Annotated in this window: 23 protein-coding genes; 13 read left to right on the top strand and 10 right to left on the bottom strand. The window is 33.0% G+C overall.

The features are described from left to right. Positions 1–180 precede the first annotated feature (180 nt). The 6 genes from ASF10_RS12940 to ASF10_RS12915 all read left to right on the top strand — a co-directional run bounded on the left by ASF10_RS12940 (position 181) and on the right by ASF10_RS12915 (position 5,959). Positions 181–1,512: a sugar MFS transporter gene (locus ASF10_RS12940; RefSeq protein ID WP_056249866.1), complete on the top strand. Its 1,332-nt coding sequence runs from the start codon at positions 181–183 to the stop codon at positions 1,510–1,512. Between the two features lie 34 nt (positions 1,513–1,546). Continuing rightward, positions 1,547–2,596, top strand: coding sequence for a sialidase family protein (locus tag ASF10_RS12935; RefSeq protein WP_056249863.1), 1,050 nt, complete (start codon positions 1,547–1,549; stop codon positions 2,594–2,596). 82 nt (positions 2,597–2,678) lie between these two features. Next, positions 2,679–3,011 (top strand): L-rhamnose mutarotase, encoded by a 333-nt coding sequence (locus tag ASF10_RS12930; RefSeq protein ID WP_056249859.1) that lies wholly within the window; start codon positions 2,679–2,681, stop codon positions 3,009–3,011. A gap of 29 nt (positions 3,012–3,040) precedes the next feature. Further along, positions 3,041–4,021 (top strand): M20/M25/M40 family metallo-hydrolase, encoded by a 981-nt coding sequence (locus ASF10_RS12925; protein WP_056249856.1) that lies wholly within the window; start codon positions 3,041–3,043, stop codon positions 4,019–4,021. Positions 4,022–4,118: 97 nt separating this feature from the next. After that, positions 4,119–5,222, top strand: coding sequence for a fatty acid desaturase family protein (locus ASF10_RS12920; protein WP_056249854.1), 1,104 nt, complete (start codon positions 4,119–4,121; stop codon positions 5,220–5,222). Positions 5,223–5,308: 86 nt separating this feature from the next. Further along, positions 5,309–5,959 carry a M15 family metallopeptidase gene (locus ASF10_RS12915; RefSeq protein ID WP_056249851.1) on the top strand — a complete coding sequence of 217 codons (651 nt, stop codon included), beginning with the start codon at positions 5,309–5,311 and terminating at the stop codon, positions 5,957–5,959. Here ASF10_RS12915 and ASF10_RS12910 read toward each other — a convergent pair whose 3' ends face one another. The 8 genes from ASF10_RS12910 to tsaD all read right to left on the bottom strand — a co-directional run bounded on the left by ASF10_RS12910 (position 5,960) and on the right by tsaD (position 13,120). Next, positions 5,960–6,526 (bottom strand): hypothetical protein, encoded by a 567-nt coding sequence (locus ASF10_RS12910; protein WP_056250384.1) that lies wholly within the window; start codon positions 6,524–6,526, stop codon positions 5,960–5,962. 2 nt (positions 6,527–6,528) lie between these two features. Further along, positions 6,529–7,710, bottom strand: coding sequence for a THUMP-like domain-containing protein (locus ASF10_RS12905; protein ID WP_056249848.1), 1,182 nt, complete (start codon positions 7,708–7,710; stop codon positions 6,529–6,531). A 2-nt stretch (positions 7,711–7,712) separates the two neighbouring features. Next, on the bottom strand, positions 7,713–8,804 hold the full coding sequence (locus ASF10_RS12900) for an AI-2E family transporter (protein ID WP_056249846.1): 1,092 nt from the start codon (positions 8,802–8,804) through the stop codon (positions 7,713–7,715). Positions 8,805–8,916: 112 nt separating this feature from the next. Further along, positions 8,917–9,867, bottom strand: a complete 951-nt coding sequence (locus ASF10_RS12895) for a zinc metalloprotease (RefSeq protein ID WP_056249842.1) — start codon at positions 9,865–9,867, stop codon at positions 8,917–8,919. 160 nt (positions 9,868–10,027) lie between these two features. Further along, positions 10,028–10,522, bottom strand: a complete 495-nt coding sequence (locus ASF10_RS12890; RefSeq protein WP_056249839.1) for a TrmH family RNA methyltransferase — start codon at positions 10,520–10,522, stop codon at positions 10,028–10,030. Positions 10,523–10,532: 10 nt separating this feature from the next. Continuing rightward, a complete protein-coding gene (locus tag ASF10_RS12885) occupies positions 10,533–11,171 on the bottom strand; it encodes a DUF4159 domain-containing protein (protein ID WP_056249836.1) in 639 nt (212 codons plus the stop codon). A gap of 210 nt (positions 11,172–11,381) precedes the next feature. Further along, positions 11,382–12,095, bottom strand: coding sequence for a 16S rRNA (uracil(1498)-N(3))-methyltransferase (locus ASF10_RS12880; RefSeq protein WP_056249834.1), 714 nt, complete (start codon positions 12,093–12,095; stop codon positions 11,382–11,384). 2 nt (positions 12,096–12,097) lie between these two features. Beyond that, complete coding sequence (gene tsaD / locus ASF10_RS12875; RefSeq protein WP_056249831.1) at positions 12,098–13,120, bottom strand: tRNA (adenosine(37)-N6)-threonylcarbamoyltransferase complex transferase subunit TsaD; 1,023 nt, start codon at positions 13,118–13,120, stop codon at positions 12,098–12,100. 227 nt (positions 13,121–13,347) lie between these two features. On the opposite strand from tsaD, the gene ASF10_RS12870 reads away from it, so the two are divergent. The 6 genes from ASF10_RS12870 (at position 13,348) to ASF10_RS12845 (ending at position 22,133) form a co-directional block, all read left to right on the top strand. Next, the gene (locus ASF10_RS12870; RefSeq protein ID WP_056249829.1) at positions 13,348–17,814 is read left to right on the top strand and encodes a translocation/assembly module TamB domain-containing protein; all 4,467 of its coding nucleotides are present in this window, start codon (positions 13,348–13,350) and stop codon (positions 17,812–17,814) included. 308 nt (positions 17,815–18,122) lie between these two features. After that, positions 18,123–19,109, top strand: coding sequence for a 6-phosphofructokinase (pfkA, locus tag ASF10_RS12865; protein WP_055096466.1), 987 nt, complete (start codon positions 18,123–18,125; stop codon positions 19,107–19,109). An 89-nt stretch (positions 19,110–19,198) separates the two neighbouring features. Then, on the top strand, positions 19,199–20,203 hold the full coding sequence (gene gap, locus ASF10_RS12860) for a type I glyceraldehyde-3-phosphate dehydrogenase (RefSeq protein WP_056249826.1): 1,005 nt from the start codon (positions 19,199–19,201) through the stop codon (positions 20,201–20,203). Between the two features lie 129 nt (positions 20,204–20,332). After that, a complete protein-coding gene (locus ASF10_RS12855) occupies positions 20,333–21,184 on the top strand; it encodes an N-acetylglucosamine kinase (RefSeq protein ID WP_055096472.1) in 852 nt (283 codons plus the stop codon). A 12-nt stretch (positions 21,185–21,196) separates the two neighbouring features. Further along, the gene (locus ASF10_RS12850) at positions 21,197–21,571 is read left to right on the top strand and encodes a methylglyoxal synthase (protein WP_056249823.1); all 375 of its coding nucleotides are present in this window, start codon (positions 21,197–21,199) and stop codon (positions 21,569–21,571) included. A gap of 178 nt (positions 21,572–21,749) precedes the next feature. Further along, positions 21,750–22,133, top strand: a complete 384-nt coding sequence (locus tag ASF10_RS12845; RefSeq protein WP_056249820.1) for a methylglyoxal synthase — start codon at positions 21,750–21,752, stop codon at positions 22,131–22,133. Here the strand turns inward: ASF10_RS12845 and ASF10_RS12840 are convergent. Further along, entirely contained in the window at positions 22,114–22,494 is a 381-nt protein-coding gene (locus tag ASF10_RS12840) for a RidA family protein (RefSeq protein WP_056249817.1), read from the bottom strand. The genes ASF10_RS12845 and ASF10_RS12840 overlap by 20 nt on opposite strands. Before the next feature lie 122 nt (positions 22,495–22,616). After that, positions 22,617–25,313 carry a putative LPS assembly protein LptD gene (locus ASF10_RS12835; RefSeq protein ID WP_056250380.1) on the bottom strand — a complete coding sequence of 899 codons (2,697 nt, stop codon included), beginning with the start codon at positions 25,311–25,313 and terminating at the stop codon, positions 22,617–22,619. Positions 25,314–25,395: 82 nt separating this feature from the next. On the opposite strand from ASF10_RS12835, the gene ASF10_RS12830 reads away from it, so the two are divergent. Then, positions 25,396–26,523, top strand: a complete 1,128-nt coding sequence (locus ASF10_RS12830) for an N-acetylmuramoyl-L-alanine amidase (protein ID WP_056250377.1) — start codon at positions 25,396–25,398, stop codon at positions 26,521–26,523. The last annotated feature ends 22 nt before the right edge of the window (positions 26,524–26,545 follow it).

Below are 26,545 nucleotides of genomic sequence, written 5' to 3'. Positions count from 1 at the left end.
ATTGACAAAAGGAGAGGTAACTCTCCTTTTGTTTTATATGATAATTACGATTTTACAGAAAAGAGAAAAGAGAAAAGAGAATAAAGAGAACAAATTAAAACAGCATTTTAATTAGGGACGGCAAGACTGATTTTTATTTAAGACAATATCATAATTGCCGGATCATCAAATATAATAATTATGGTTAGCAGTACTATTTCCCCTTCTTCTGACAAGAAAAAAACATTAATTCCAATTTTAATTATAGCGAGTTTGTTTTTTGTTTTTGGTTTTGTAACCTGGATCAACGGCGCTTTGATTCCGTTTATGAAAACAATCAACGAATTAACATCTGCGCAGTCACTTTTAGTGGCATCGGCATCTTATATTTCATTTGTGGTAATGGCATTGCCGGCATCGTATATTCTGGCAAAAATTGGCTATAAAAAAGGAATGTCCTTAGGCTTATTCATAATGGGTTTTGGAGCTTTAATATTTATTCCGGCTGCTGAGGCAAGAACCTATTGGATGTTTTTGACCGGTATATTTATTCAGGGTGCAGGAATGACCTTATTGCAAACAGCATCAAATCCTTACATTACTATTTTGGGCCCCATAGACAGTGCGGCAAAACGAATTGCAATTATGGGAATTTGCAACAAAATAGCGGGTGCTTTGGGATCACTTATTTTTGGATCTATCTTATTATCCGGAATCGATGAAATCAAAGAAAAATTAAGCGTCGTTACTACCGTCGAAAAAGCAAAATTACTAGATACAATGGCAGACAGCGTTGTAACGCCTTATATAACAATGGCTGTGGTTTTGTTTATTTTAGGAATATTAATTAGAAAAGCACCTTTGCCTGATGTTGAAGCAGAACCTATTGCCGAAGCTAAAGAAGGCGAAACAACTAAAACAAGTATTTTTCAGTTCCCGCATTTATGGTTGGGAGTCTTAACGCTTTTTATGTATGTGGGTGTTGAGGTTATTGCAGGAGATACTATTATTGCATATGGTATTGCGTTAGGTTTTCCGGCTGGCGATGCTAAATTTTTCACCACATTTACCTTATTGGCAATGGTTATAACGTATGGTTTAGGAGCATTTTTAATTCCAAAATATATTACTCAGGCGCTGGCATTACGCGCAAGTGCAGTTTTAGGAATTTTACTTTCGTTTTGTATTGTAGCTTCCACCGGATTTACTTCAATTTTATTTGTTGCCGCTTTAGGTATTGCAAATGCTCTGGTTTGGCCGGCAATATGGCCTTTAACCTTAAAAGGATTGGGTAAGTTTACAAAAACTGCTTCGGCATTATTGATTATGGCTATTTCTGGAGGTGCGATAATTCCGCCATTATACGGAAAATTTGTAGATTTAAACAAAGCAGATTTATTGCTTCAGGGTATGAACGATGTTACAGCTACTGCAAAAGCAACTACAGAAGGATATTGGATCTTACTGCCTTGCTATGTTTTTATTTTATTCTATGCCATTATTGGACATAAAGCTGGTTTAAATAAAAAATAATTTGTTGTGTTTTATTAATTTTTTACCCTTTGCAATGATTTCAAAATTCAAATATCTGTTACTTTTATTAGCTTTAATATGTGTTTCCTGTTCTTCGACAAAAAAGCAGGAAGCCATTAATATCACTCAAAATTTTATTACAGATCAGCCAGTAACTATAAACAGCCACGCATCGACAATAGTAGAACTTGAACCCAATAAATTAATGGCGGCATGGTTTGGAGGCAAATATGAAGGCGCAAAAGATGTAGGGATTTATTTTTCTGTATATAAAGAAAATAAATGGTCCGTGCCCAAAAACCTTGTAGAACCCTTAATCACTCAAAAAGATACTTTGCCGTGTTGGAATCCGGTTTTATTTAAAAGTAAAAGCCAGCAACTGTATTTATTTTATAAGGTTGGAAAAAATCCCAGAGAATGGTTTGGTGCAATGATCGTTTCAAAAGATAACGGAAATACGTGGAGCGTTCCCAAATATCTTCCAAAAGATATACTTGGACCAATTCGAAACAAACCAGTAGAAACAACTCCCGGAGTTATTTTATGCGGCAGCAGCACAGAAAGTGTCAGCGATAACAAATGGAGAGTTCATGTAGAAAAATATACAGAAGCAACTGATAAATGGGAAAAAATAGAGATCGATGACAAAAAAGAATTTGAGATTATCCAGCCCACATTTCTTATTCATGCTGCAAATGAAATTCAGATGTTGTCCAGAAGTAAACACAACAAAATAATTTCGAGCTGGTCTACAGATAACGGAAACTCCTGGCAACGCACAGACAGTATCAACGTAGTAAATTCTAATTCCGGAATCGATGCCGTAGCATTGACTAAAAAGTCTTTTTTATTGGTCAATAATCCCCTTCGTCAAGGCAAAGACTGGTTTAATGGGCGAAATGTATTAGATGTAGAATATTCAAAAAATGGTACAGACTGGAAAAAACTTTTTGATCTCGAAAACCAAACCGAAGGCGAATTCAGTTATCCTGCCATTATCGAAACCTCAGATCATAAAATTCATGTATTGTATACCTATAACAGAAAATATATTAAGCATGTAACATTTGAATTGAAGGAATGAGGTAAATATGTTTTGAAATAATTCCTAACTTGTGTAAAAAACTTTTAATTTGAAAATTAGAAGCTATAAAACACAAGAAATTATGCAAAAACACTGCCTTACTTTAGATTTAAAAAATGATCCTGATTTAATTCATGAATATATAAAGCTTCATCAGAACGTTTGGCCGGAAATCAAAGAAAGCATTAAAGAAGCAGGAATTATTTCTCTTGAAATCTATAATCTCGCAGATCGCTTGTTTATGATTATAGAGGCAGATGCAGATTTTACATTTGAAAAAAAGTCAATATTAGATGCCAAAAATCCCAAAGTACAAGAATGGGAAACCCTAATGTGGAAATTTCAACAAGCCTTACCGGAGGCAAAACCGGGAGAAAAATGGATCTTAATGGATAAAATTTTCGAACTTAAATAAAACTCAATTAATTTATTGGACAATAAAAAATGAAATCTTTTCAATATTCAGCATTCAAAATCTTTTTTATAAGCGTGCTATTTTCTTGTATTACTACAAATGCCCAAGATGGTATCAACGCCAAAACCTTTTATAAACACGATAAATATCTTTCATCAGATAAACTGGAAGGACGTTTTCCGGGTACAAAAGGCAATAATGAAGCAGCAGCATATATTAGAACCCATTTTAAAAAATACGGACTAAAACAATTCAACAAAAGTTATGATCAGACTTTTAAAGTATTTGTAAAAGAAGGAATAAACAAAATGAAATCTGATAGTGTTTCAACCCAAAACGTTATTGGATATCTTGAAGGTTCAGATCCCGATCTCAAAAACGAATTTATAGTAATAGGTGCGCATTACGATCATTGGGGTTGGGGCGGAATTGGATCGAGCAGCAAAAAAAAGGAAGCTGTCGAAATTCATAATGGCGCAGATGATAATGCTTCCGGAGTTTCGGCTTTACTTTGTATGGTACAGGAATTATCTAAATCCGGTTTAAAACCCAAAAGAAGCATCATTTTTATTTCGTTTAGCGGTGAAGAAGAAGGATTAATAGGTTCTAAATATTTTGTAAATCATTTGCCCGTTCAAAAAGAAGCGGTAAAAGTAATGCTAAACATGGATATGGTTGGACGATTAAATACCGAAAAACAAATATACATGGGCGGTGCCGGAACTTTTCCGGGTGGAGTTGAGCTCATGAAGGAATTAGGCGAAAATAGCGGACTAAATCCTGTTATTCATGCTGGCGAAGTGGGTGGATCTGATCATGTCTCGTTTTACAAATCCGGTATATCGGTTGTGGGGTTTCATACAGGAGGACATCCGCAATATCACACGCCCGAAGATGATATAGATTTAATTAATACAGATGGCGGCGCTCTGGTTACAAGGTACATCTATAATGCTTTGATCAGGATTGCTAATTATGAGCAAAAATTATATTTTATCAAGCAGGATTAATGAATTTATCACAAGGTTGAATTTTGTAACATTTTGTTTTTCTGTGTTTTAAGAAATTTTATTAAATTTGTTGTACCAATTTCTAGCAACAATTGTTATGGAAAAATTAAAACGACCAGTTTATCTCAAAGCCGGTACCGATGATTTTTTTAAAAAGATGCGCACAGAAGTGAACGAAACTATTTTACAAAATTCATCCCTGTACCTATTCAACATTATAAAGTCTTTAGGGCTTTTATTGCTCTTCTTTCTATTTTATTCTTGCATTTTGTTGTTTGGAAACAGCACACTGTTATTATTCCTTTTTTATATTTTGTGTGGTGTCACCATGATTATGCTTTTTATAAATGCATTTCATGATGCTGCACATGGAGCACTCTTCAAAAAAGCAAAACACAACGAATGGTTTATGTATGTTTTAGAACTTTTTGGAGGTAATCACTGGCTCTGGACACGACGGCATATCAATCTTCATCATGCTTATCCCAATGTTCCGGATTGGGATATCGACATTAAGCAAAGTGACATCATCAGGATTTTTCCCAATAGTCCGTTGTTTAATTATCACAAATACCAGCATATTTATATGTGGCTGATTTATCCGTTTTACAGTTTAAACTGGATTTATATACGAGACTTTAAAGACTTTTTTGGCAGGAAAAATAATTACGTAAAAAAAGTAGTAGACAAAATTCCCCAAAAGGAAATTTTTATGTTGTTTACGGCAAAAATCATCAATCTGTTTTATTTGCTTTTTATCCCAATGTTTGCACTAAATCAGCGTTGGTATGTGATTTTAGCGGCTTGGTTTGCGATGCATTTATGCGGAAGTATTTTGGGCGTTGTTGCACTTGTATCTACACATGTAGATGAAGATGCTCACTTTCCCGAAACAGATCATGACGGAAATCTTTCGGCAACCTGGGCAATGCACCAAATGATTGTGACTAAAGATTTTAGCACAAACAGCAAACTTGCCAATTTTTTATATGGAGGTTTTACGCATCATGTCGCGCATCATCTTTTTCCAGGAGTTGGGCACACGTATTACCCTTATATAACGCCAATAATACGGCGTTATGCCCAGCAATATAATCTTCCGTATACTTCATATCCATTTTATCATGCAGTTCGTTCCCACTTTAGAATGTTAAAAAATAAAGGAGTAAAAGAAAATATTATGCTGACAGGAGAGATTTAGAATAAGTGAGAAAATCTTATTTCTTTATTATTTTTTAGCATCCTTATTTTATTTCTATATTTACTTTATAGAAAATCTCTCTCAACATGCAATTCACAAAAACTTTATTTTTTATAGTATCACTTTTCTGGCTGGTTTCTTCAAAAGCCCAAAATGAGATGTATACAAGCCCTGCAAATCAAGAAATTGCAGATACGACTTTTGTAAACTTAAGAGATTACAGTAATGATTTTATCTACGATATGAAATATGCAACCGAAGATAATTTTCTAAAAGCAAAAGTATATGATTGTGCAGAATGCCTCTTGCGTTATAAAACCGTTCAGGCCTTAATAGCTGCCAATAAAGATTTTATGCAAAAAGGTTTTAAAATAAAATTATACGATTGTTACAGACCACTATCAATCCAGAAAAAAATGTGGGAGATTGTTTCGAATCCGCAATATGTGGCAGATCCTAAAAAAGGCTCCATCCATAATAGAGGAGGAGCCGTTGATATTTCGTTAGTTGATATTAATGGAAAAGAAGTTGATATGGGAACTCCTTTTGACTTTTTTGGCAGTCGTGCCAGTCATAATTATACAATGCTTTCTAACGATGTAAAATCAAGTAGAAAATACCTGAAGAAAGTAATGATAAAAAATGGCTTTAATTCATTTGATTCAGAGTGGTGGCATTATAATTTAAAAACAGGTTTAAAAGATAAAGTCTCGAATCAAAAATGGAATTGTGAATAATTATTCAACACATCTTATGTTATCCATAAAATACGTATTCGGATTGTAAACTTTACCGTTTAACTCAGAGGTTAATTCTCTTTTTACAATATAATCTTCTGTAGTAGTCAGGTATTTTATACGCATAATGGCAACAGGAGATTTTTTCAGCTCTTCGAAATTTTCTTTCATAAACATAAAAATCCCGGTATTTATACGATTATCAAAACCTTTGTCGTCATGAATAAGCGTACCACAGCTTTCTCTGTCGATATGGATAAGTGTTATTATTTTTCCGTTTTCTAATTGCAAAAAGACTTTTGAGTTTTTGTCAAAACAATTCGCTTTTATAAAATCTTTACTTTTCTGGATAAGCTGTAAATTTAAGGTTGGCATACCATCCGTTTTTGCCAGAGCAAAGAAAACATAGTTGAACGTGCCTCCAAAATATTTTTCGCTCATCAGATATTCGTTGGTTATTTTATAAGTACCAATCGAGTCGTTTACATTTGCGCTGTATTCACATGGTTTTTGAGCAAACGCGGTAAGGGTTAATAAAAAAAAAGTTAGTGTAATAAGTGGTTTCATTTTTAAATAATTTTTCTGCAAATTAAAACTATTTTGTTATCATTTTTATCAGTTGTAAAAAAACAATACAAATTTCCACCATTTTTTATTTTCCACTTTTTTCGAATGTTTTCTACCGTGTCCGGAAAATTTCGTGTAGTAATATTTGCCTGTTGATTGGCGAGTTGCGTTTTCATTTCATTTTTGCTATACGGAATCACTTTCTCGATTTCGAAAGTTCGTCCCGGAAAATCTATTAACGCATCAAAAGTATATAAATGAGAATGTTTATGCAGTTTATTAATTTCGAAAATAGAACTAACTTCATCAAAACCACCAGATTTCATAATTGCTGAATTGGGTTCGTAAACATATTTTTGAGGTAAATGATAGGATGCAAAAACTGTATCATCGCCCAAAACAAATTCAAAAGTTTCTATTTTGTCTTTTACTAAGTTGGCTGTTTTTATAGTTATGTCACCTGAATAATGGTTGTGAATTTCAAAAAGCAATTCTTTTACTTCATTTTCAAGTGCAATAATGTGTATGTTTTTTACGAATTTCAATTCAGATAAACCAGCCGAAATATCTAATAAAGGAGCTGTTTTTATTAAAATTGAATCTGCTTTTTCAAAATAAAAATCAAGTAAATCAGGAACATTTGGCAAGCAGTCTTTCAGCATAAAAACTTTGCCTTTTGCATCATTCCTGCGGGAAGGATCAATATAAATCCAATCCCATTTTTGATTCAGTTCTTCTAAAACAGTAGTAGAATCCTGTGCATAAAAAGTACAATTTTTTACTTTTAACTGTTCAAAATTATGCTTTACAATCGCAGATAAGTCTTCGTTTATCTCACAATGAGCAATATGTTTAAATTTTTGGGAAAAGTAATAATCATCAACTCCAAAACCTCCTGTAAGATCTATTAAACTCTCGCCTGAAATTAAAGAAGCCTTATAAGCTGCTGTTTTTTCAGATGAGGTTTGTTCAACAGATATTTTACTGGGATAAATGATATTCTCAGTCATAAACCAGGTTGGCAATTTCTCTTTTGCCTTAGCTTTTGCTTCAATCTGATTTAAGATTAAAATCCAGTCGATTTCAGGAAACGGATTCTTCTGAAGCGCTAATTTTGTAATCGATGCACCACTATTTTGAGTTATAAATTCCTGAATATTTTGGCGCAAAATAGAAGTGTTCAATGTTAGATTCTTTCGGTTAATACGGAGACAATTTTGTTTTCAGGAAAAAATTCTTTCAAAATTACTTTTACCATTGTAAATACAGGAATTGCTATAATCATTCCCACAATTCCAAAAGTAATTCCGCTTATTAAAGTAATCAGAAATATTTCCAGCGGGTGCGAATTTACACTTTTTGATGAAATTATAGGCTGGCTAATATTATTATCAATAGCCTGAACCACCAAAAAGCCAATGATTACATATATAGTTCGGGGTAAAATTTCAGACTGAAAATCACTTCCAATCATACTAATCATAGTTAGAATTCCAGCCAGAATAGTTCCAATAATTGGTCCTATATACGGAATGATGTTCAAAATGGCACATAAAAAAGCAATTACAAAAGCATTTTTATTTCCAAAAATCATTAAAACAATCAGATATAAAATAAAAACGACCGTTAACTGAAGCAGTAAGCCAACAAAATATCGGGTTAAAAAGTGGTTGATTTTAGTGATTGAATTCAGAATTTTATCTTCGTTATTATCCGGAAGAATTTTACGCGCAGTTAGTTTAAAAGTGTCCTGATCTTTAATAAAAAAGAAAGTAATAAAAAACACAGAAACTAATCCCATTCCCATATTTGCCAAAAAGTTCAATATCGAATTTAGAAAACCGGTAAAGTAGCTAAAATCAATTATAGAAGTTAGTTTAGAATCCTTTAAAACCTTATTTAAATCAACATGCTGAATATTAAAATAAGTTTCGATACTTTTCTCTGTTTCCATAAATTGCTGCTGCAGGTTATTGGTATCGAGTAGCGATAAATTATTAGCCTGAGAAATGATTAAAGGCACAAATAATAATATAAAACCCACTATTGCTAATATAAAAACAATTAGAGTTGTGGTGGCTGCGAGAGAGTTACTGAATTTTAATTTATTCTTTAAAAATTGTACTAACGGATTTGCAATTAGACACAGTAATAGTGAGATGCATAAGTAAACAATTACTGTTTGTATTTCGTAGAGAAAATATAAAACGACAACAATAACCAGGATTGTTGTTAAAGCTCTTAAAATTCCGTTAGAAATAATTTTTGATGTTATCATGATTCTATTTTAGATTATAAATATAGGAAAAAGCTTTTATATAGAGGCGTTAAACAAAAAAAAGCGAGGTGATATCACCTCGCTTTTCCCAATTTATTTTAACCTGTTTTTTTTAGATTCCAAATGCAGCTCTTGCTCCACCGGTTACAAAAATAGCGGCCATTCTACTTTTTTGCCCGTTAGAGAACATGTACATTGCGTTATCATCAACATAATCCATATAGTTCATTGTCATTTCTACAGGAGTTCCTGAACAAGTACTGTAATGAGGATAAGCCGGTACACCGTAATTTGCAGTGTTATGAGTTGGCGTGTCAGATACTAAATCACTTCCGCAAGTAGCATCACCCCAAATGTGGCGTAAATTCATCCAGTGACCTACTTCGTGAGTAGCAGTTCTTCCTAAGTTGTAAGGAGCAGCTGATGAACCTGATAAACCAAAATATTTAGAGTCAACTACAACTCCGTCAGTAGCAGATGCTCCTCCAGGAAATTGAGCATAACCTAATATTCCGCCACCAATTGTGCAAGCCCATAAGTTAAGTTTTGTTGTAGGAGAAGTTGGCGCTAAACCACCTTGTGCTACTTTTTTCATGGCATCGTTTGTTCCCCATGAAGTTTTTGTAGTAGATTTTCTGATAATCTGATCTAAAACAAATGAAATACCAACATTCGCTTTTACACCTGCAAATAAAGTAGGAACGCTGTTGTAATCAGAGTTTAATGCATTAAAATCTTTGTTTAAAACATCGATTTGTGTTTGGATTTGTGCATCAGAGATGTTTTCTGCAGTTGTTCTGTACAATACATTAACAACAACTGGAATTTGAACTTTACCATTTACAAGTTTACCTGTAAGTAAAGCCTGGTTTGTAAATGCTTCGATCTCATTCATTCTGATAGCTAAAGTAGGATCAGCTTTTAATTGAGCTTCTAAAACTTCCTGAGTTGCGCATCCGCGATGGGCAATAGCACTTACATTTGAATCTGCTGATTCTGTTTGGTCGTTTTGACAAGAAAACAGCACTAATGCTGTGAATGCGGTAATAAGAACTTTTTTCATAATAATTTAGGGTTTTGTTATAAAAAATTAAATTTGGTTATTTATACCGCAATTTTATAACAAATAAACTATTGTGACAAAATATTTACAATAATAATTTTGTGAGAATTTTACAAACCCTTGTATAGTCTAGTTCTTACAAAAATTTAACACTATTTTATTAAGAAGTAAATTCGTACAAAGCTATACTTGCAGCTTGTACAACATTCATACTTGAGTTCTTTCCGAACATATTTATGTGAACAATTTGATTCGAAATTTTTAAAAGTTCATCAGAAATTCCATCAATCTCACTTCCTATTAAAAGTGCAATTTTTTGGTTTTCAGGTAACACCACTTCTTTTAGCGGTTTGCTATTGCTTGCGATTTCCAAGGCAATAATTTCAAAATTATTCTGAAGTAAGTAATCGACAAGTTCAGTTGTTTGTTCGATTACAGTATGAGGCACATGAAGATGCGTGCTTCGTGATGTTTTATTGATTTTACGGGGCGTAAGCGGAATATCTTTTCCTAAAAAGATAATATTTTCTACTCCAAAAGCTTCACTGATTCTAAAAAGCGAACCTATATTCTGCTGAAAATAAATGTGATCACAAACTAATGTTATCGGAAATGTTTTTCTCTCAAATTGATTTTCTTCGTGAGTAAGCTGCACTTTTAGAATTTTAATTAGTAAAAATATAATTGATAATATTGGCGCCCATTTTTAAGGCTTTGTCCCTAACTCCTGCAGGATCATTATGAACCTCTGCATCTTCCCAGCCATCACCCAAATCACATTCGTAAGTATATAATAAAGCCAATTTATTTTCTATAAAAATCCCAAAAGCCTGAGGACGCGTTCCGTCATGTTCATGAATTTTAGGTAATCCTGTAGGAAAAGAAAAAGGTTTTTGAAATATAGGATGATTTGCCGGAATTTCGACAAGATTATTATTAGGGAATATTTTTTTTATTTCTTTTCGAATATATTGATCCATTCCGTAATTATCATCAATATGCAGAAAACCACCGCCGTTTAGATAATTTCTAAGATTACTAACATCAGAATCGCTAAAAACTACATTTCCGTGTCCCGTCATATGCACAAAAGGATACGAAAGCAAATCCGGATTTCCAGGCTCAACAGTCGAAGGTTTTGGTTTTATTCTGGTATTGATATTTGCATTACAAAACTTAATTAAGTTGGGCAATGAAGTAGGATTTGCATACCAATCGCCGCCACCGCTATATTTTAGCAAAGCTATTTCCTGCGAAAAGGAAGAAATTGAAACCAATAAAAACAAAAGAAATATTTTTTTCATAAAATTTTATATTTTTTGTCATCGCACCTTTTTTGTGAACTACTTTTTATCATTTCGCCTTTTTTGTCATTTCGACGAAGGAGAAATCTTCGTTGCAAAATCGACAAAGATTGACATTTTGCTTACGGAGTTTCTTGCGAAGATTTCTCGTTCCTCGAAATGACAAACTAATTCAATAACACAACTAATCCGGCGAAAAACAAAAATTCCTTAATTAGAACTTTCATTAAAAAAAACAACGCTATGACACGCTACAATTGCAGCAGTTTCAGTTCGTAAACGTGTGTTTCCTAACGCAACAGGCTGATAATTATTTTCTAAAGCCAATGCAATTTCCTTTTCAGAAAAATCACCTTCGGGACCAATAAGCATCGTAACGCTTTCATTGGGTTTTAGAATATCTTTTAATGATTTTTTATCTGTTTCTTCGCAATGTGCGATCAATTGCAAGCCTTTATTTTGTTGTTTAACGAATTCCTTAAACGAAATCGCTTCGTTTAATTTAGGCAAATAAGTCTCGTTGGATTGTTTCATTGCCGAAAGGATAATCTTTTCAAAACGCTCCGCATTAATTACTTTTCGCTCAGAACGATCACAAATAATTGGCGTGATTTCCTGAATTCCTATTTCGGTTGCTTTTTCTAAAAACCATTCAAAACGATCGTTCATTTTGGTTGGCGCAACTGCTAAATGCAAATGAAATTTTGGTTCAGGAGATTTTTTTATCGAAAGTACCTGAACAATACATTTGTTGTCTGATGCCAATGTAATTTCGGTTTCAAACAATAAACCAAAACCATTTGTAACATGTAAAATGTCTGAATCTTTTTTTCTGAGAACCTTTATGATATGTCTGCTTTCTTCTTTATCAAAAGCAAAACTTTCTGTTGATTCGTCAATATCGGGATTGTAAAATAATTGCATAATTAAAATTGAATTCGCGCTTTCGAAACTACTGCTGAAGTTTCGAAACGGCTTGATAAATATTTTTGATATCCTACAATTCCTATCATTGCGGCATTATCTGTAGTGTATTCGAATTTGGGAATAAAAGTTTTCCAACCGTATTTTCCTTCGCTTTCTTTTAATCTTGTTCTGATTCCGGAATTTGCAGAAACTCCACCGCCAATAGCGATTTGATTGATTCCGGTTTCTTTTACCGCTAATTTCAACTTATCCATCAAAATTTCGATAATCGTATATTGAATAGAAGCGCAAATATCATTCAGGTTTTCTTCGATGAAATTGGGATTCTCCAGTTTTTTCTTCTGGATAAAATACAAAATCGCCGTTTTTAATCCGGAGAAACTAAAGTCTAATCCGGGAACTTTTGGTTTTGTAAACGCAAATGCTTTTGGATTTCCTTCTTTGGCATATTTATCGATCAAAGGCCCGCCTGGGTAAGGAAGTCCAAGGATTTTAGCACTCTTGTCAAATGCTTCCCCAACAGCATCGTCAGTAGTTTCGCCTATGATTTCCATGTCAAAAAAACCGTTTACTTTCACAATCTGAGTATGACCACCACTAATGGTCAAGGCAAGAAACGGAAACTCAGGTTTATCAAAACCTTCTTCGTCTATAAAATGCGCTAAAATATGCGCATGCATATGATTAACAGCAATTAACGGAATCTTCAAAGCCAATGATAATGATTTGCTAAAAGAACTGCCAACCAGCAAAGAGCCCATTAAGCCCGGACCTTGCGTAAAAGCAATAGCAGTTAGTTGATCTTTTTGTACATTTGCTTTGCGAAGTGCAGCATCTATTACCGGAACAATATTTTGTTGATGTGCTCTCGAGGCTAATTCAGGAACTACACCACCATATTGGTTGTGAATTAACTGATTGGCCACAACATTTGAGAGTACTTTATCGTTATGTAAAACCGCGGCGGCAGTATCATCGCAGGAACTTTCGATGGCAAGAATAAAAACCTCTGAATTTTGCATATAAAGGCACGAATTTTGAATTATATTTGACAAATCAAATATTTGATTTTCTTTAATTATAAGGAGAAGCCAAAATTAAAGAATTTTTATCAAAAACAGTCGTTCTTTGTCTGTTCAAAATAAATTAAAAGAAAACTAAAATAAAAGCAGCTATCAAAACAGTAAAGAAAATAATATCACGAACCCTAATTGGGTTAATTTTACTTTTACTGGCACTCGCTATAACGCTGTCTTTGCCTTTTGTTCAGACAAAAATTGCACATTACGTAACAGAATCTCTCAGAACTGATTTTAAAGCTGATATTAAAGTTGAGAAAGTAGCATTAAATATTTTTGGAGGTGTTAAGCTTAAAAATGTAGTAATTCTGGATCATCACAAAAAAACTTTGATCTATTCTGATATTATTACAACAGATATTTTGAGTTTTAAGCGATTACTCGATGGAGATTTGATTTTTGGAGATCTTCGTTTAACAGGTTTGATTTTTAATCTTAAAACCTATAAAAACGAGAACGAAAACAATATCAATAAGTTTATTAAATTATTTGAGTCAGGTAAAAAATCGAAATCAACGAGACATTTTTTGCTTACAGCCAGAAATGCATACATATCAAATGGTCAGTTTTCTGTGGTAGACGAAAATAAAACCACACCAATATTCCTGAATTTCAAAAAATTAAATGCCTATATCAGTGATTTTAAATTGTATGGGCCAGATGTAAATACAAATATTCACCGTTTTTCTTTTTTAGATCACCGCGGTTTGTATGTTTCTAATTTCGCAGGAAAATTAACTTATACCAAAAAACAAATTAAGGTTGAAAATTTAGCGATTAAAACCAAAAGATCCTGGATTTACGGTAAAGCTATTTTAAATTATAAAATAGAAGATTTTCTACATTTTACAGATAAAGTAAAGTTTGATGTTGCACTTGATTCAGCTTCACTTGCTTCAAATGATATTCGTTATTTTTATGACGGATTAGGTAAAAACCAGCATTTTAAAATCAAAACCAAGATAAAAGGAACATTGAATAATCTTAATTTAAGAAATCTTAGATTAAGCGATAGGAATGGTTCTAAGATTAACGGAACTATTAACTTTAAAAATCTTTTAGGCAGCAAAACACAAAAGTTTGCCATGGATGGAAAGTTCGATAAACTTATTTCCAGTTATGATAATCTGGTGGTGATATTACCCGGGATTTTAGGAAAAAAACTTCCGAAGGAACTCAAGAGAATTGGTACATTTAATATTGTTGGTAAGGCAAAAGTTTCTACAACAGCTTTAGAAACTAATTTTAAAATGATTACTGATTTAGGAAACGGACAGGCGGATTTGCATATGAATAATATGGATTTTATCGATAAAGCGTCCTATTCAGGAAATATTATTCTGGACAATTTTAATGTTGGTGCTTTGCTGAATCGAAAAGATATTGGCAGGACAACCCTTAATTTAGATGTTGATGGTGTTGGATTTACTGAAAAATACCTGAACACAATCATCAAAGGAGATATTTCGAAATTAGATTATAATAAATACACCTACAATAATATTGTTATTAATGGTAATTTTAAATTACCGTATTATAAAGGAGAAGTTTCTATAAATGATCCCAATTTAGTCCTGAATTTTGATGGATTAGTTGATTTGAGCAAGCGCGAAAGTAAATATGATTTTCATATTAATGTAGAAAATGCCAATTTAAGAAAGCTGAAATTCATAAATGATTCTATTTCCAGTTTTAGAGGAGATGCAGTTGTTGAAGTTACCGGAAACTCGATCGAGAACCTGCAAGGTACTGTTTCGATCAAAGATGCAGTATACCAAAATCCTAAAGCAACTTATGCATTTGATGAAATAACCGTTAATTCAAATTTTGATGCTGATAAATTACGCACCATTACCATTAATTCTAAAGATGTTGTAAACGGCCAGATAGTTGGTAAATTTCAGTTTGCCCAATTAGAAAAATTGGTAATGAATTCTGTAGGAAGTCTTTATACAAATTACAAGCCTTATAAAGTTAATAAAGGTCAGTTTTTGCGTTTTAATTTTCATGTTTATGATAAAGTAGTCGAAATGCTTTATCCGGAAATTAATGTTGATTCAAGTACTGTCGTACGTGGAAAAATTGACTCTGATTTGCAGGAATTTAAATTTAGGTTTAAATCACAGAAAATTACGGCGGCAAAAAATACTTTTGATAATATCCGAATTAGCATTGATAATAAAAACCCGCTTTATAATGCTTATGTCGAATTAGATAGTATTAAAACACCTTATTATAAAATACGAGATTTTAATTTGATAAATGTAACATCAAAAGATACCTTGTTTGTTCGATCTGAGTTTAAAGGTGGAGAAAAAGGCCAGGATTATTTTAATCTGGATTTGTATCATACCATAGATAAAAACAAAAATAATATTGTTGGAATCAAGAAATCAGAAATGAAATTTAAAGACTATTTATGGTATTTAAATGAAAATTCAGAAGAAGACAATCAGATTGTATTTGATCAGTATTTTAAAAACTTTACAATTGATAACATCATTTTATCACATGAAAATCAGAAAATTGATTTAAACGGAGTCATAAAGGGCAACGATTATAAGGATATTGTGCTGAATTTTGAAGATGTTGATATCAATAAGATTACACCTTTGACTTCTAAATTTGTGTTTAATGGTAATCTGAACGGAAGCATCAATTATAAGCAGAATAAGAATGTCTATCAGCCAACAGCGGCCATTACTATTGATCATCTTAATTTGAATAAAATTGATTTAGGAACTTTGAATTTTGATATTTCGGGAGACGAAAGTTTTAAGAAATTCACGATAAATTCCTCTATTCAAAATGGTTTTACAGAATCGTTCCGGGCAAACGGAACTTTTGCAATCGAGAATAAAGAGACTTTCTTAGATTTAAATCTAAAGCTCGAAGGTTTTAATCTGGCAACTTTAGGAACTGTTGGAGGCGATGTTCTCTCGAATGTGAGAGGATCTGTTTCAGGAAATGCCGCAGTTGTAGGAAATCTGAAAAAACCGGAAATAAACGGACGTTTGTACGTAGAAAAAGCCGGAATGACAGTTCCGTACCTTAATACAGATTATGAGTTAAGTGATCGAACGGTTATTGATTTAACAGACGAAAAGTTTCTATTTAGAAATAATCAGTTAACAGATACCAAATACCAGACAAAAGGATTGCTGAACGGTAGTATTGAACATCATAATTTTGGAGACTGGAAGCTGGATCTAACCATAACGTCAAAACGATTATTGGCGCTGGATACAAAAGATAGTGAAGATGCTGCTTATTTTGGTACCGCATTTATAAATGGTACCGCAAGTATAAAAGGCCCAACAGAAAGTTTGTTTATAAAGGTAGATGCAAAATCTGAGAAAGGAACAGAAGTCAAGATTCCTATCAATAACGCCCAAAGCGTAGGAGAGAGCAGTTGGATTCATTTTGTGACCCCAAAAGAGAAATATAATTTAGCCAACGGTATTGTCGAAAAATCCAGAAATTATAATGGTCTTGAACTAGAGTTCGATTTTGATATTACGCCTGATGCCGAGGTCGAAGTGATTCTGGATAGAAATTCCGGACACGGTATGAAAGGAAAAGGATATGGATCATTGTTGTTTAAAATCAATACGCTGGGTAAATTTAATATGTGGGGAGATTTCCAGGCATACGAAGGAACTTATAACTTTAAATACGGTGGATTAATCGATAAAAAATTCTCTGTTAAAAAAGGAGGATCTATTATTTGGGAAGGAAACCCTATGAAAGCACAGTTAAATCTTGAAGCGGTTTATAAAACCTCTGCAAATCCTGCTGTGTTGCTGGATAATACTTCGTCATTTAATAAAAAAGTGCCGGTAGAAGTTGTTATTGGATTAAGAGGAGATTTAACGAGTCCGGAACCTAATTTTGATATTCAGTTTCCATCAGTCAGCAATGTTCTTAAATCAGAGATACAATATAAGTTAGATGATAAAGATATTCGCCAGACACAGGCGCTATACTTATTGTCTACAGGTTCGTTTATGAGTACAGATGGATTTAGTCAGGGCGATTTGTCCGGAACATTATCAGAAACCGCTTCGAGTTTATTAGGCGGAATCATAAAATCTGATAATGATAAAGTCAATATTGATTTAAATTATATCTCTGCTGATAAAAGATTAGGTCAGGAAGCTGACGGTCAGTTTGTGGCAAATATAACTTCTCAAGTAAATGAAAGAATCACGATTAACGGAAAACTAGGAGTTCCGGTTGGTGGTGTAAACGAATCTGCAATTGTTGGGGATATCGAAATATTATACAGGGTAAATGAAGACGGATCTATGAACCTGCGTTTGTTTAATAAAGAAAATGATATTAATTATATAGGACAAGGAATTGGTTATACACAAGGAGTTGGTATTTCGTATGAGGTAGATTTTGATACTTTTAGCGAATTGGTGAACAAACTATTTAAAAGCCATAAATTAGAGAAAGCCATAAAAAGCTCTCCGGATGATTTGCAGGATTCTAATCTAAATCCTGATTTCGTTAATTTCTCTAATAAAAAAGATTCCGAAAAGAATAAAAAGAAAACAGAGAAGAAAGAAGAACAGAAAAAACCACCGCCTCAAAATAATAATGAGGGACTGATTCCGGACAATGATTTCTAAAAGATTGTTAAAATAAACTATATATAAAACCATTCGTTACTGCGAATGGTTTTTTTATGCTAAATTTAGCGGCTCATTAAATTTTCAGATACATTTAAAGTTATAGATTTTTATAACACTTCATTTATGTATTGTTAATTTTAAAGATTTAATTAAAATAAGTGGCTTTTATTATTTTAAATGAATTTTTTACTATCGAAAAACTTATTAACGAAAACGTTTGAATTTAACATATTTTATTAATTTATTATAAACATAACCCGAAAAGTGGTGAATGTTTGCTAATTTTACACTTTAATACTTAAATAATGCCAAAAACAATAAAAAAAGTTGGTGTTCTTACATCGGGAGGAGACTCACCAGGAATGAATGCCGCAATACGATCAGTTGTTCGAACATGTGCTTATCATAATATAGAATGCATAGGAATTTATAGAGGGTATCAGGGAATGATCGAAGGAGATTTCAAAGAAATGGGACCTCGAAGCGTAAATAATATTGTAAACAAAGGCGGAACGATCCTAAAATCTGCTCGTTCAGTTGAGTTTAGAACACCGGAAGGTAGAAAAAAAGCCCACGAAAATCTATTAAAAGCAGGAGTTGATGCTCTGGTTGTAATAGGTGGTGACGGAAGTTTTACCGGAGGATTGATTTTTAATTCAGAATACGGTTTCCCGGTTATGGGAATTCCGGGTACAATCGATAATGATATTTTTGGTACCAGCCATACTTTAGGGTATGACACTGCTTTGAATACTGTAGTGGATTGTATTGATAAAATTAGAGATACGGCAAGTTCACATAATCGTCTTTTCTTTGTAGAGGTTATGGGTAGAGATGCCGGACACATTGCTCTTAATGCCGGAATTGGCGCAGGTGCAGAAGAAATTCTTATTCCTGAAGAAGATTTAGGTCTGGACAGATTACTGGATTCTCTTCAAAAAAGTAAAGCTTCAGGAAAATCATCAAGTATAGTTGTTATTGCCGAAGGTGATAAAATTGGTAAAAACGTATTCGAATTAAAAGATTACGTTGAGGCTAATTTACCTGAGTATGATGTAAGGGTATCTGTATTAGGACACATGCAGCGTGGTGGTTCGCCATCTTGTTTTGATCGTGTTCTTGCAAGCCGTTTAGGTGTAAAAGCTGTCGAATCTTTGATAGAAGGTAAGTCAAATTATATGGTAGGTTTACAGGCAGATAAAGTTGCTTTAACGCCTCTTGAACAAGCAATTAAAGGGAAATCTGAAATTGATAGAGAGTTGTTGAGAGTATCTGATATCATGTCAACATAATATAAAAGTTTAAAAAGGAAAAGAAGTTTATTGTGAGGAAATTAGACTTTAAATTAGTGTAATAAAAACAAAAGCAAAAATTAAGTAAAATGTCAAAAGTAAAATTAGGAATAAACGGATTTGGACGTATCGGAAGAATCGTTTTTAGAGAATCTTTCAACAGAGATAATGTAGAAGTGGTAGCAATCAACGATTTGTTAGATGTTGATCACTTAGCTTATTTATTAAAATATGATTCAGTTCACGGTCGTTTCAACGGAACTGTAGAAGTTAAAGAAGGAAAACTTTTTGTAAACGGAAGAAATATCCGTATCACTGCAGAAAGAAATCCAGCTGACTTAAAATGGAATGAAGTTGATGTTGATGTAGTTGCTGAATGTACTGGTATCTTTACAACTATCGAAACTGCAAATGAGCACATTAAAGGTGGTGCTAAAAAAGTAATTATTTCTGCTCCGTCTGCAGATGCTCCAATGTTTGTAATGGGAGTAAACCATGAAACTGCAAAAGCTTCTGATTTAGTTGTTTCTAATGCTTCATGTACTACAAACTGTTTAGCTCCTTTAGCTAAAGTTATTCACGATAACTTCGAAATTGTTGAAGCTTTAATGACAACTGTTCACGCAACAACTTCAACTCAAATGACTGCTGATGGTCCTTCTAGAAAAGACTGGAGAGGTGGACGTGCTGCAAGCATTAACATTATTCCTTCTTCTACAGGAGCTGCAAAAGCTGTTGGAAAAGTAATTCCTTCTTTGAATGGAAAATTAACTGGAATGTCTTTCCGTGTTCCTACTGCTGACGTTTCTGTAGTAGATTTAACTGTAAAAGTTGCAAAAGAAACTACTTACGAAGAAATCCTTGCTGTATTGAAAAAAGCTTCTGAAACAGACTTAAAAGGTATCTTAGGATATACTGAAGATGCTGTTGTTTCTCAGGATTTTATTTCTGACAAAAGAACTTCAATCGTTGATGCAACTGCAGGAATTGGTTTAAATTCAACTTTCTTCAAATTTGTATCTTGGTACGATAATGAGTACGGATACTCTAGTAAATTGATTGATTTATCTGTGCATATCGCAGGTTTAAAATAATATTATATATTTTTGCAAAATCCCGTTATTTCAAAGTAACGGGATTTTCTTATTTTGTTATGCCTTTAATTAATGTAAAAAACACACTTTTTATTTAGTTAAAGAAAACTAATCCAAAAACTAAATAAAATGAAATTAATAGTTGATAGTGGATCTACTAAAGCCGATTGGATTGCAATTGATGATAATGGAAAAGTATTATTCACCACACAAACTTTAGGATTAAATCCTGAAATTCTTGACGGTCCTGAAATTATTTCAAGATTAAACGACCGTTTTGATATTCTGCAAAATAAAAAAAATGCCACTCATTTGTTCTTTTACGGAGCAGGTTGTGGAACGGAGAGAATGCAAACTTCACTTTCTCAAATATTTCAGGAATATTTTAGCAACGCTATAGTAGAAGTTCATGAAGATACCTATGCAGCGGTTTATGCAACAACTCCAAAAGGAGAAGAGGCAATCGTAAGTATTTTAGGAACAGGTTCTAACTGTAGTTATTTTGATGGAAAATTATTGCATCAAAAAGTTCAGTCATTAGGGTATATTGCCATGGATGATTGTAGTGGAAATGTTTTTGGAAAAGAATTAATCAGAAAATATTATTTCAATAAAATGCCAAAAGAATTGGCAGTTGAATTTGAAAAAGAATATGATTTAGATCCTGATTTTATCAAAAATAAATTATACAAAGAACCAAATCCAAATGCTTATTTAGCAACTTTTGCAAAGTTTCTAATCAAACATAAAGACACTGAGTTTTGCAGAAAAATCATTTTTAAAGGAATGAAATCTTTTGTAAAAAACTACATCAAACAGTATGATAACTGTAAAGAAATTCCGGTTCATTTTGTTGGTTCAATTGCTTTTTACCTGAAAGACGAATTACAGGAAACGTTTGATAAGTACGAACTTCAATTGGGTAATGTTTTAAGAAGACCTATTGATGGATTGATAGCTTATCATGTTGCTAATCAATAATAAAAGTAACATATGGAAATTGCTATTATAGCTCACGATGGAAAGAAAGCAGATATGGTTCAGTTTTTAAATAAAAACAAAACCCTTCTTCTTCAGGAAAACATTAAATTAATCGCAACAGGAACTACCGGAAGTAAAGCTGTAAACGCTGGATTTAAGGTAAAAAGAAAGCTTTCAGGACCAATGGGAGGTGATGCGCAGATTGCTGCTCGTGTAGCCGAAGGCAAAACGCAGATGGTTTTCTTTTTTAAAGATCCACTTGCCAGCCACGCTCATGAAGTCGATATTAACATGCTTATTCGTGTTTGTGACGTGCATAATGTGCCTCTTGCAACAAACGAAGCTTCTGCTCAGCTATTACTTAATGCCATCGCATTGCAATTGTAGAAAATTACATATTATCTAATATTTAAAACCGTTTCATTTATTGAAGCGGTTTTTTTGTTTAAGACAAGATAGATGTTGTAGTCCTTGGTTTTTAACTCTCTTACTCTGTTAATCATTGTTTTAATGGTGTAAGCTTGTTTTTTTAGTGTAATTTTGATAATAAATTTATTGTTAAATTATGAAAAAACATACAATTGCAATTATTGCACACGATAATAAAAAAGCAGATATGATTCAGTTTCTTATAAAAAACGGACTTACATTAAAACATGAAAGGGTAAAACTTATAGCTACCGGATTATTGGGAAGAAATGCAGAAAAATCAGGATTTAAAATAAAAAAGATGTTGCCTTGCAGTATGGGAGGTGATGCTCAGATTGCTTCAAAAGTGGCAGAAGGAAGAATTAATGCTGTCTTTTTCTTTAAAGATCCTTTAGCAAACCATGCCCACGAAGTAGATGTGAATATGCTGCTCAGGATTTGTGATGTTCATAATGTGCCGTTGGCGACTAACGAAGCAACGGCACAATTAATGTTGAATGCTATTGTACAGCAATTATAGAAATTTCGACATTTACGTTTTTAGGTAAACATGCCACTTGCACGGTTTCGCGTGCCGGAGCAGTTTTTTCATTAAAATAAGAACCGTAAATAGTGTTTATTGCAGCAAAATTATTCATATCCATAATGAAGATAGTAGCTTTAACTACGTTTTCAAAAGTCATGTCTGCAGCTTCTAAAATTGCAGCAATGTTTTCCATTACCTGCTTTGTTTCATCATTGATGTTTTCTGTAACAAGCTCTCCCGAAGCTGGATTTATTGCAATCTGACCAGAAGCATAAAGTGTGTTTCCTGATAATACCGCCTGATTATAAGGTCCAATTGGAGCTGGTGCTTTCTCTGTAAAAATGATCTTTTTCATAATAATAGTTATTTAAAGGACTAAATTGAAGAATTATAAATTATTAGGCATTATGAAATTAAGATTAAATTTTAAACCTAATTTCATAATACCTAAAATAGTATGTTTAAATGATATGTGAATTATCGGTTAGAAGTACTTCGTTTGTTCCATTTGATGTCACTAAGCATTCCGGATTTAATTCCAATAAAGAAATTCCAGTTTGAGTTTACACCCAGAGGAGACCAGTTAAAAGCCATTCTCCAGCTTAATAAATCCCTTTCGAAACGAAATTGGGTAAAAGTAACCCCTTTTTGAACAAAATCGTAACCGGTCGAAACTCCGCCTTTCCATTTAGGGGTAATATCCATATTGGCCGAAATCATTATAGAATTACCTGTAATTTTATTTTCACGATTTACATTCGAATAAGTCAATGAATAAGCCATGGTCATGTCCCACGGAATTTTAGAATTAAAAAATTCAGTTATAACATCTTTGTCATCATCTTTTTCATTTGCAAATTGACTGTTTCTGCTGTCATTTAAATCCGTATTGGTACCAAATAAATCATCCTTACGACCACCATTCCGCTCACTTTGCTTGTTTTCGTCTTTTTCAGTTCCTTTGTTCGAGAACGAATAGTTTAAGGTAACGTTAGCACTTGTCATTCTAAACAAACTTCCGCCATTATCAATATTGTAAGTATCGATTCTTGCGCCTCCGTTATCGATTGCATATGGATCTAATGTAGCTCCAAAATTCACATTCATTTTATTGTCAAAAAGCTGAGTTCCACCACTTACAAGAACAGGTTGCCACGCTAAAGTTTCTTTTCCGTCAGCATTAAAATTATAACTTGTACTGAAGTTTAAATTGTTCAGCAGCATTATCTTTTTAGGTTCTGTTTTTGTACTGTCACTGTCTCTTACTTTAGCTTCAAAAGTATTGCTTAAAGCGAAGGATACAATGTTTGAATTGCTTTTTCCGGGAGCTCCAAATATACCGCCGTCAAATCTCGAATACGTAGAAATTCTTCCGGAAGCATCAACCGTATAATTGTTATAATATTGATCGAAACTTGGTGTGTAAGAATAAGTAACGGTTGGTCTCATGACGTGACGAATGGATTGGATTTTTTTGTCACTGCCAAAATTAAAGGTACCGTAAATTGTTGTTCCTAAGTTTGTACTGAAATTATAAGTTCTGTAAGCGTCAAAACCATTTACTGTTTTATCGATTACTTTACTTTGATCGAAATCATAATTTTTATCTATAGTTTTTGTAACCCAGGTTTCCTGATAATTGGTAGATGCTCCTGCACTAAAATATTTAAATACTTTAAAATTGGTACTAATAGGAATACTGTGTTGCATACCTATTTGTGCATCTCTAAACATTTGAGGTTTAAAAAACAAGGAATCTGTGGTATTAAAATTGTTTTTACCACTTAAGTTATATTGTAAATTGATGTTTTTGATAAGACCTTTTTTAACGCCATCTTTTCCAACAAAAGGATATACACGATCTACACTGGCTTGTAAAGCCGGCAATGTCATCTGAATTTGTTCTGTTTGCGTATTTTGCGAATGTGTTGCGGTCAATGAGAAACGCGCTTGTGGTATTGTATTAAATGTTTTGTTGTAAGAGATCGATGAATTTAATGTATTATTTAAATTCGAACCTACGTTTGCCTGATTGATCGATCTTTTAAAGTATTTACTACTACCCATATTCACAGAGGCAGAAAAGCTTGAATTTGGATTCGATTTTGTGTCTTTTGCATGCGACCACTGAATGTTGTAAATGCTTTGTTTGCTGTAATCCGGATAGCCACGCTCACTATTAATCAGGTTTTCAAAACGTACATTAATGTTTCCTCTGTATTTATACCGCTCTGCATAAGCAGATTCAAAACGCATGGCGTAACTACCATTAGTATAGTAATCTCCTAAAACCGTCAAATCATAATTTTCGCTTAAGGCAAAATAATACCCCATATTCTGCAAAGAGAAACCTCGTGTATTAGAGTCGTTATAACTTGGAATGATAATACCAGAAACACTTTTTTCCTGACTCATAGGGAAATAAGCAAAAGGCAAAGCCAGTGGAGTAGGAACATCTGCAATAACCATATTGGTCAAACCTGTAATTACTTTTTTACCGGGAATAAATTTTACTTTATTCGTCTGGAAATAATATTCAGGGTTATCAATATCTTTTGAAGTGGTAAAAATGGCTCCTTTTAAGAAGTAAACCGAATCATTTTCTTTTTTAGTAACTGCAGCTTTAATTTTAAATTCTCCCTGTTCAGTTCTTGAATTATAAATTAATGCCTTTTTAGTTTTAAAATTAAAACGAATAGAATCAGGCTGAACTTCACTTGCACCTTGCTTAAAGTTGGGATATTGTATTAAAACGCCGGCAGAATCTTTAATTCTTCCTGCATAAACTTCATCTTTTTCCGTATTAAGTACAATAATACCTGATTTTAGCTCGACATCTTTATAATATAATTCCGCTTCATTATATAAAGTAAGGGTATTTGTTTTCTTGTCATACCTTGCGTAATCCTTGGCTTTGTATTTTGTTGGCGCATCAAGAAAAGTCTTTTTTGTCCTAACAGTGTCAAGTTTTATAGTATCTGCAACTGTAATTTCAGGTTTATCTGATTGTTTTACAGTTGATAACGGCTTTTTTTTGTTTTTTATCTCTTGCGAATATAAATTACCACATCCTAATGTTAGGAAAAATGATAATAAAACGATATTAAATAAGTTTGTATGCAAAGGTTTAAATGCTATTTTTGTAAAATTATGGCTTGTTTTTTGACATGTCAAACTTACATATAATTTTTTGTCAAAAATAATCAATTGTAAAAATTATAGCTGTTACGTTTTATTAAAATTAACTTTTAGATTTATGAATAGATTTAACACAATTAAAGTAATATTTACTTTTTTTCTCACGATATTGTCTTTTTGTTCCTATAGCCAATCAAATGTTTTTAAGGTAACACTTGATGCCGGGCATGGAGATCATGACTTTGGAGCTGTTTATAGCGGACGGATTGAAAAAAATATTGCTTTGGCTATTGTTTTAAAAGTGGGGAAGATTTTAGAGGCGAGTCCAAACGTAAATGTTATTTATACCCGTAAAACGGATGTTTTTATCGATTTGGTCGAAAGAGCTAATATTGCCAACAGGGCAAATTCAAATATTTTTGTTTCGATTCACTGTAATGCCAATAAAAATACTGCTGCAGATGGAACAGAAACTTATGTAATGGGTTTAAGTAAATTGGCATCGAATCTTGAGGCTGCAAAAAAGGAGAACTCTGTTATTACCTTAGAGAAAGATTATAAACGTAAATATGAAGGTTATGATCCAAATTCTCCTGAATCTATGATTGGATTGACATTAATGCAGGAAGAATATCAGGATAATAGTATTTCATTAGCAAGTAAAATTGAAGATAATTTTGAAAAACTAGGAAAAAAACTAAGACAAGGAGGAGTGAAGCAGGCACCTTTTATGGTACTGCATAAAGCTTATATGCCAAGAGTTTTAGTAGAAACCGGCTTTGTATCTAACCCAACAGAAGGGAATATTTTAAATTCAGAAGAAGGACAAGACGATATTGCAAAAGCAATTGCAGAAGCTATTTTAAGTTATAAAAGAGAATATTTTGGTTCAGGAAGTACTGAAATGATAGAGGCAAGACCGGCAAAAGATACTTCGACACCAACTAAAACAAAGGTTGTAGAAAGTGCAGCAGCGGCTAAGAATGCTCCAAAAGGGATCTTCTTTAAAGTACAGCTTATTGCAAGTATTAAAAAAACACCGCTGGAGCCTAAAAATTTTAAAGGTTTGAAGAATGTAACAATGTTGTACGAAAATAACATTTACAAATATTTCTATCAGGAAACTTCAAATTATGAAACCGCTAAAAAATATTTGGAAGAAGCTAAGGATAAAGGATATGGAGCTGCTTTTTTAATTGCAAATAAAGACGGGGAAAAGATCAGTATTCAGGACGCCATCAAATAATAGCTACAAGTTCGAATATTTA

The sequence above is a fragment of the Flavobacterium sp. Leaf82 genome (genome assembly GCF_001422725.1).
Classification (GTDB): domain Bacteria; phylum Bacteroidota; class Bacteroidia; order Flavobacteriales; family Flavobacteriaceae; genus Flavobacterium.
This window is presented reverse-complemented; position numbering and strand designations above follow the sequence as displayed.

Coding starts and splice junctions, on each gene's coding strand:
- ASF10_RS12940 (WP_056249866.1), top strand. CDS start 181: ATGGTTAGCAGTACTATTTCCCCTTCTTCTGACAAGAAAAAAACATTA.
- ASF10_RS12935 (WP_056249863.1), top strand. CDS start 1,547: ATGATTTCAAAATTCAAATATCTGTTACTTTTATTAGCTTTAATATGT.
- ASF10_RS12930 (WP_056249859.1), top strand. CDS start 2,679: ATGCAAAAACACTGCCTTACTTTAGATTTAAAAAATGATCCTGATTTA.
- ASF10_RS12925 (WP_056249856.1), top strand. CDS start 3,041: ATGAAATCTTTTCAATATTCAGCATTCAAAATCTTTTTTATAAGCGTG.
- ASF10_RS12920 (WP_056249854.1), top strand. CDS start 4,119: ATGGAAAAATTAAAACGACCAGTTTATCTCAAAGCCGGTACCGATGAT.
- ASF10_RS12915 (WP_056249851.1), top strand. CDS start 5,309: ATGCAATTCACAAAAACTTTATTTTTTATAGTATCACTTTTCTGGCTG.
- ASF10_RS12910 (WP_056250384.1), bottom strand. CDS start 6,526: ATGAAACCACTTATTACACTAACTTTTTTTTTATTAACCCTTACCGCG.
- ASF10_RS12900 (WP_056249846.1), bottom strand. CDS start 8,804: ATGATAACATCAAAAATTATTTCTAACGGAATTTTAAGAGCTTTAACA.
- ASF10_RS12895 (WP_056249842.1), bottom strand. CDS start 9,867: ATGAAAAAAGTTCTTATTACCGCATTCACAGCATTAGTGCTGTTTTCT.
- ASF10_RS12885 (WP_056249836.1), bottom strand. CDS start 11,171: ATGAAAAAAATATTTCTTTTGTTTTTATTGGTTTCAATTTCTTCCTTT.
- ASF10_RS12880 (WP_056249834.1), bottom strand. CDS start 12,095: ATGCAATTATTTTACAATCCCGATATTGACGAATCAACAGAAAGTTTT.
- tsaD (WP_056249831.1), bottom strand. CDS start 13,120: ATGCAAAATTCAGAGGTTTTTATTCTTGCCATCGAAAGTTCCTGCGAT.
- pfkA (WP_055096466.1), top strand. CDS start 18,123: ATGCCAAAAACAATAAAAAAAGTTGGTGTTCTTACATCGGGAGGAGAC.
- gap (WP_056249826.1), top strand. CDS start 19,199: ATGTCAAAAGTAAAATTAGGAATAAACGGATTTGGACGTATCGGAAGA.
- ASF10_RS12855 (WP_055096472.1), top strand. CDS start 20,333: ATGAAATTAATAGTTGATAGTGGATCTACTAAAGCCGATTGGATTGCA.
- ASF10_RS12850 (WP_056249823.1), top strand. CDS start 21,197: ATGGAAATTGCTATTATAGCTCACGATGGAAAGAAAGCAGATATGGTT.
- ASF10_RS12845 (WP_056249820.1), top strand. CDS start 21,750: ATGAAAAAACATACAATTGCAATTATTGCACACGATAATAAAAAAGCA.
- ASF10_RS12840 (WP_056249817.1), bottom strand. CDS start 22,494: ATGAAAAAGATCATTTTTACAGAGAAAGCACCAGCTCCAATTGGACCT.
- ASF10_RS12830 (WP_056250377.1), top strand. CDS start 25,396: ATGAATAGATTTAACACAATTAAAGTAATATTTACTTTTTTTCTCACG.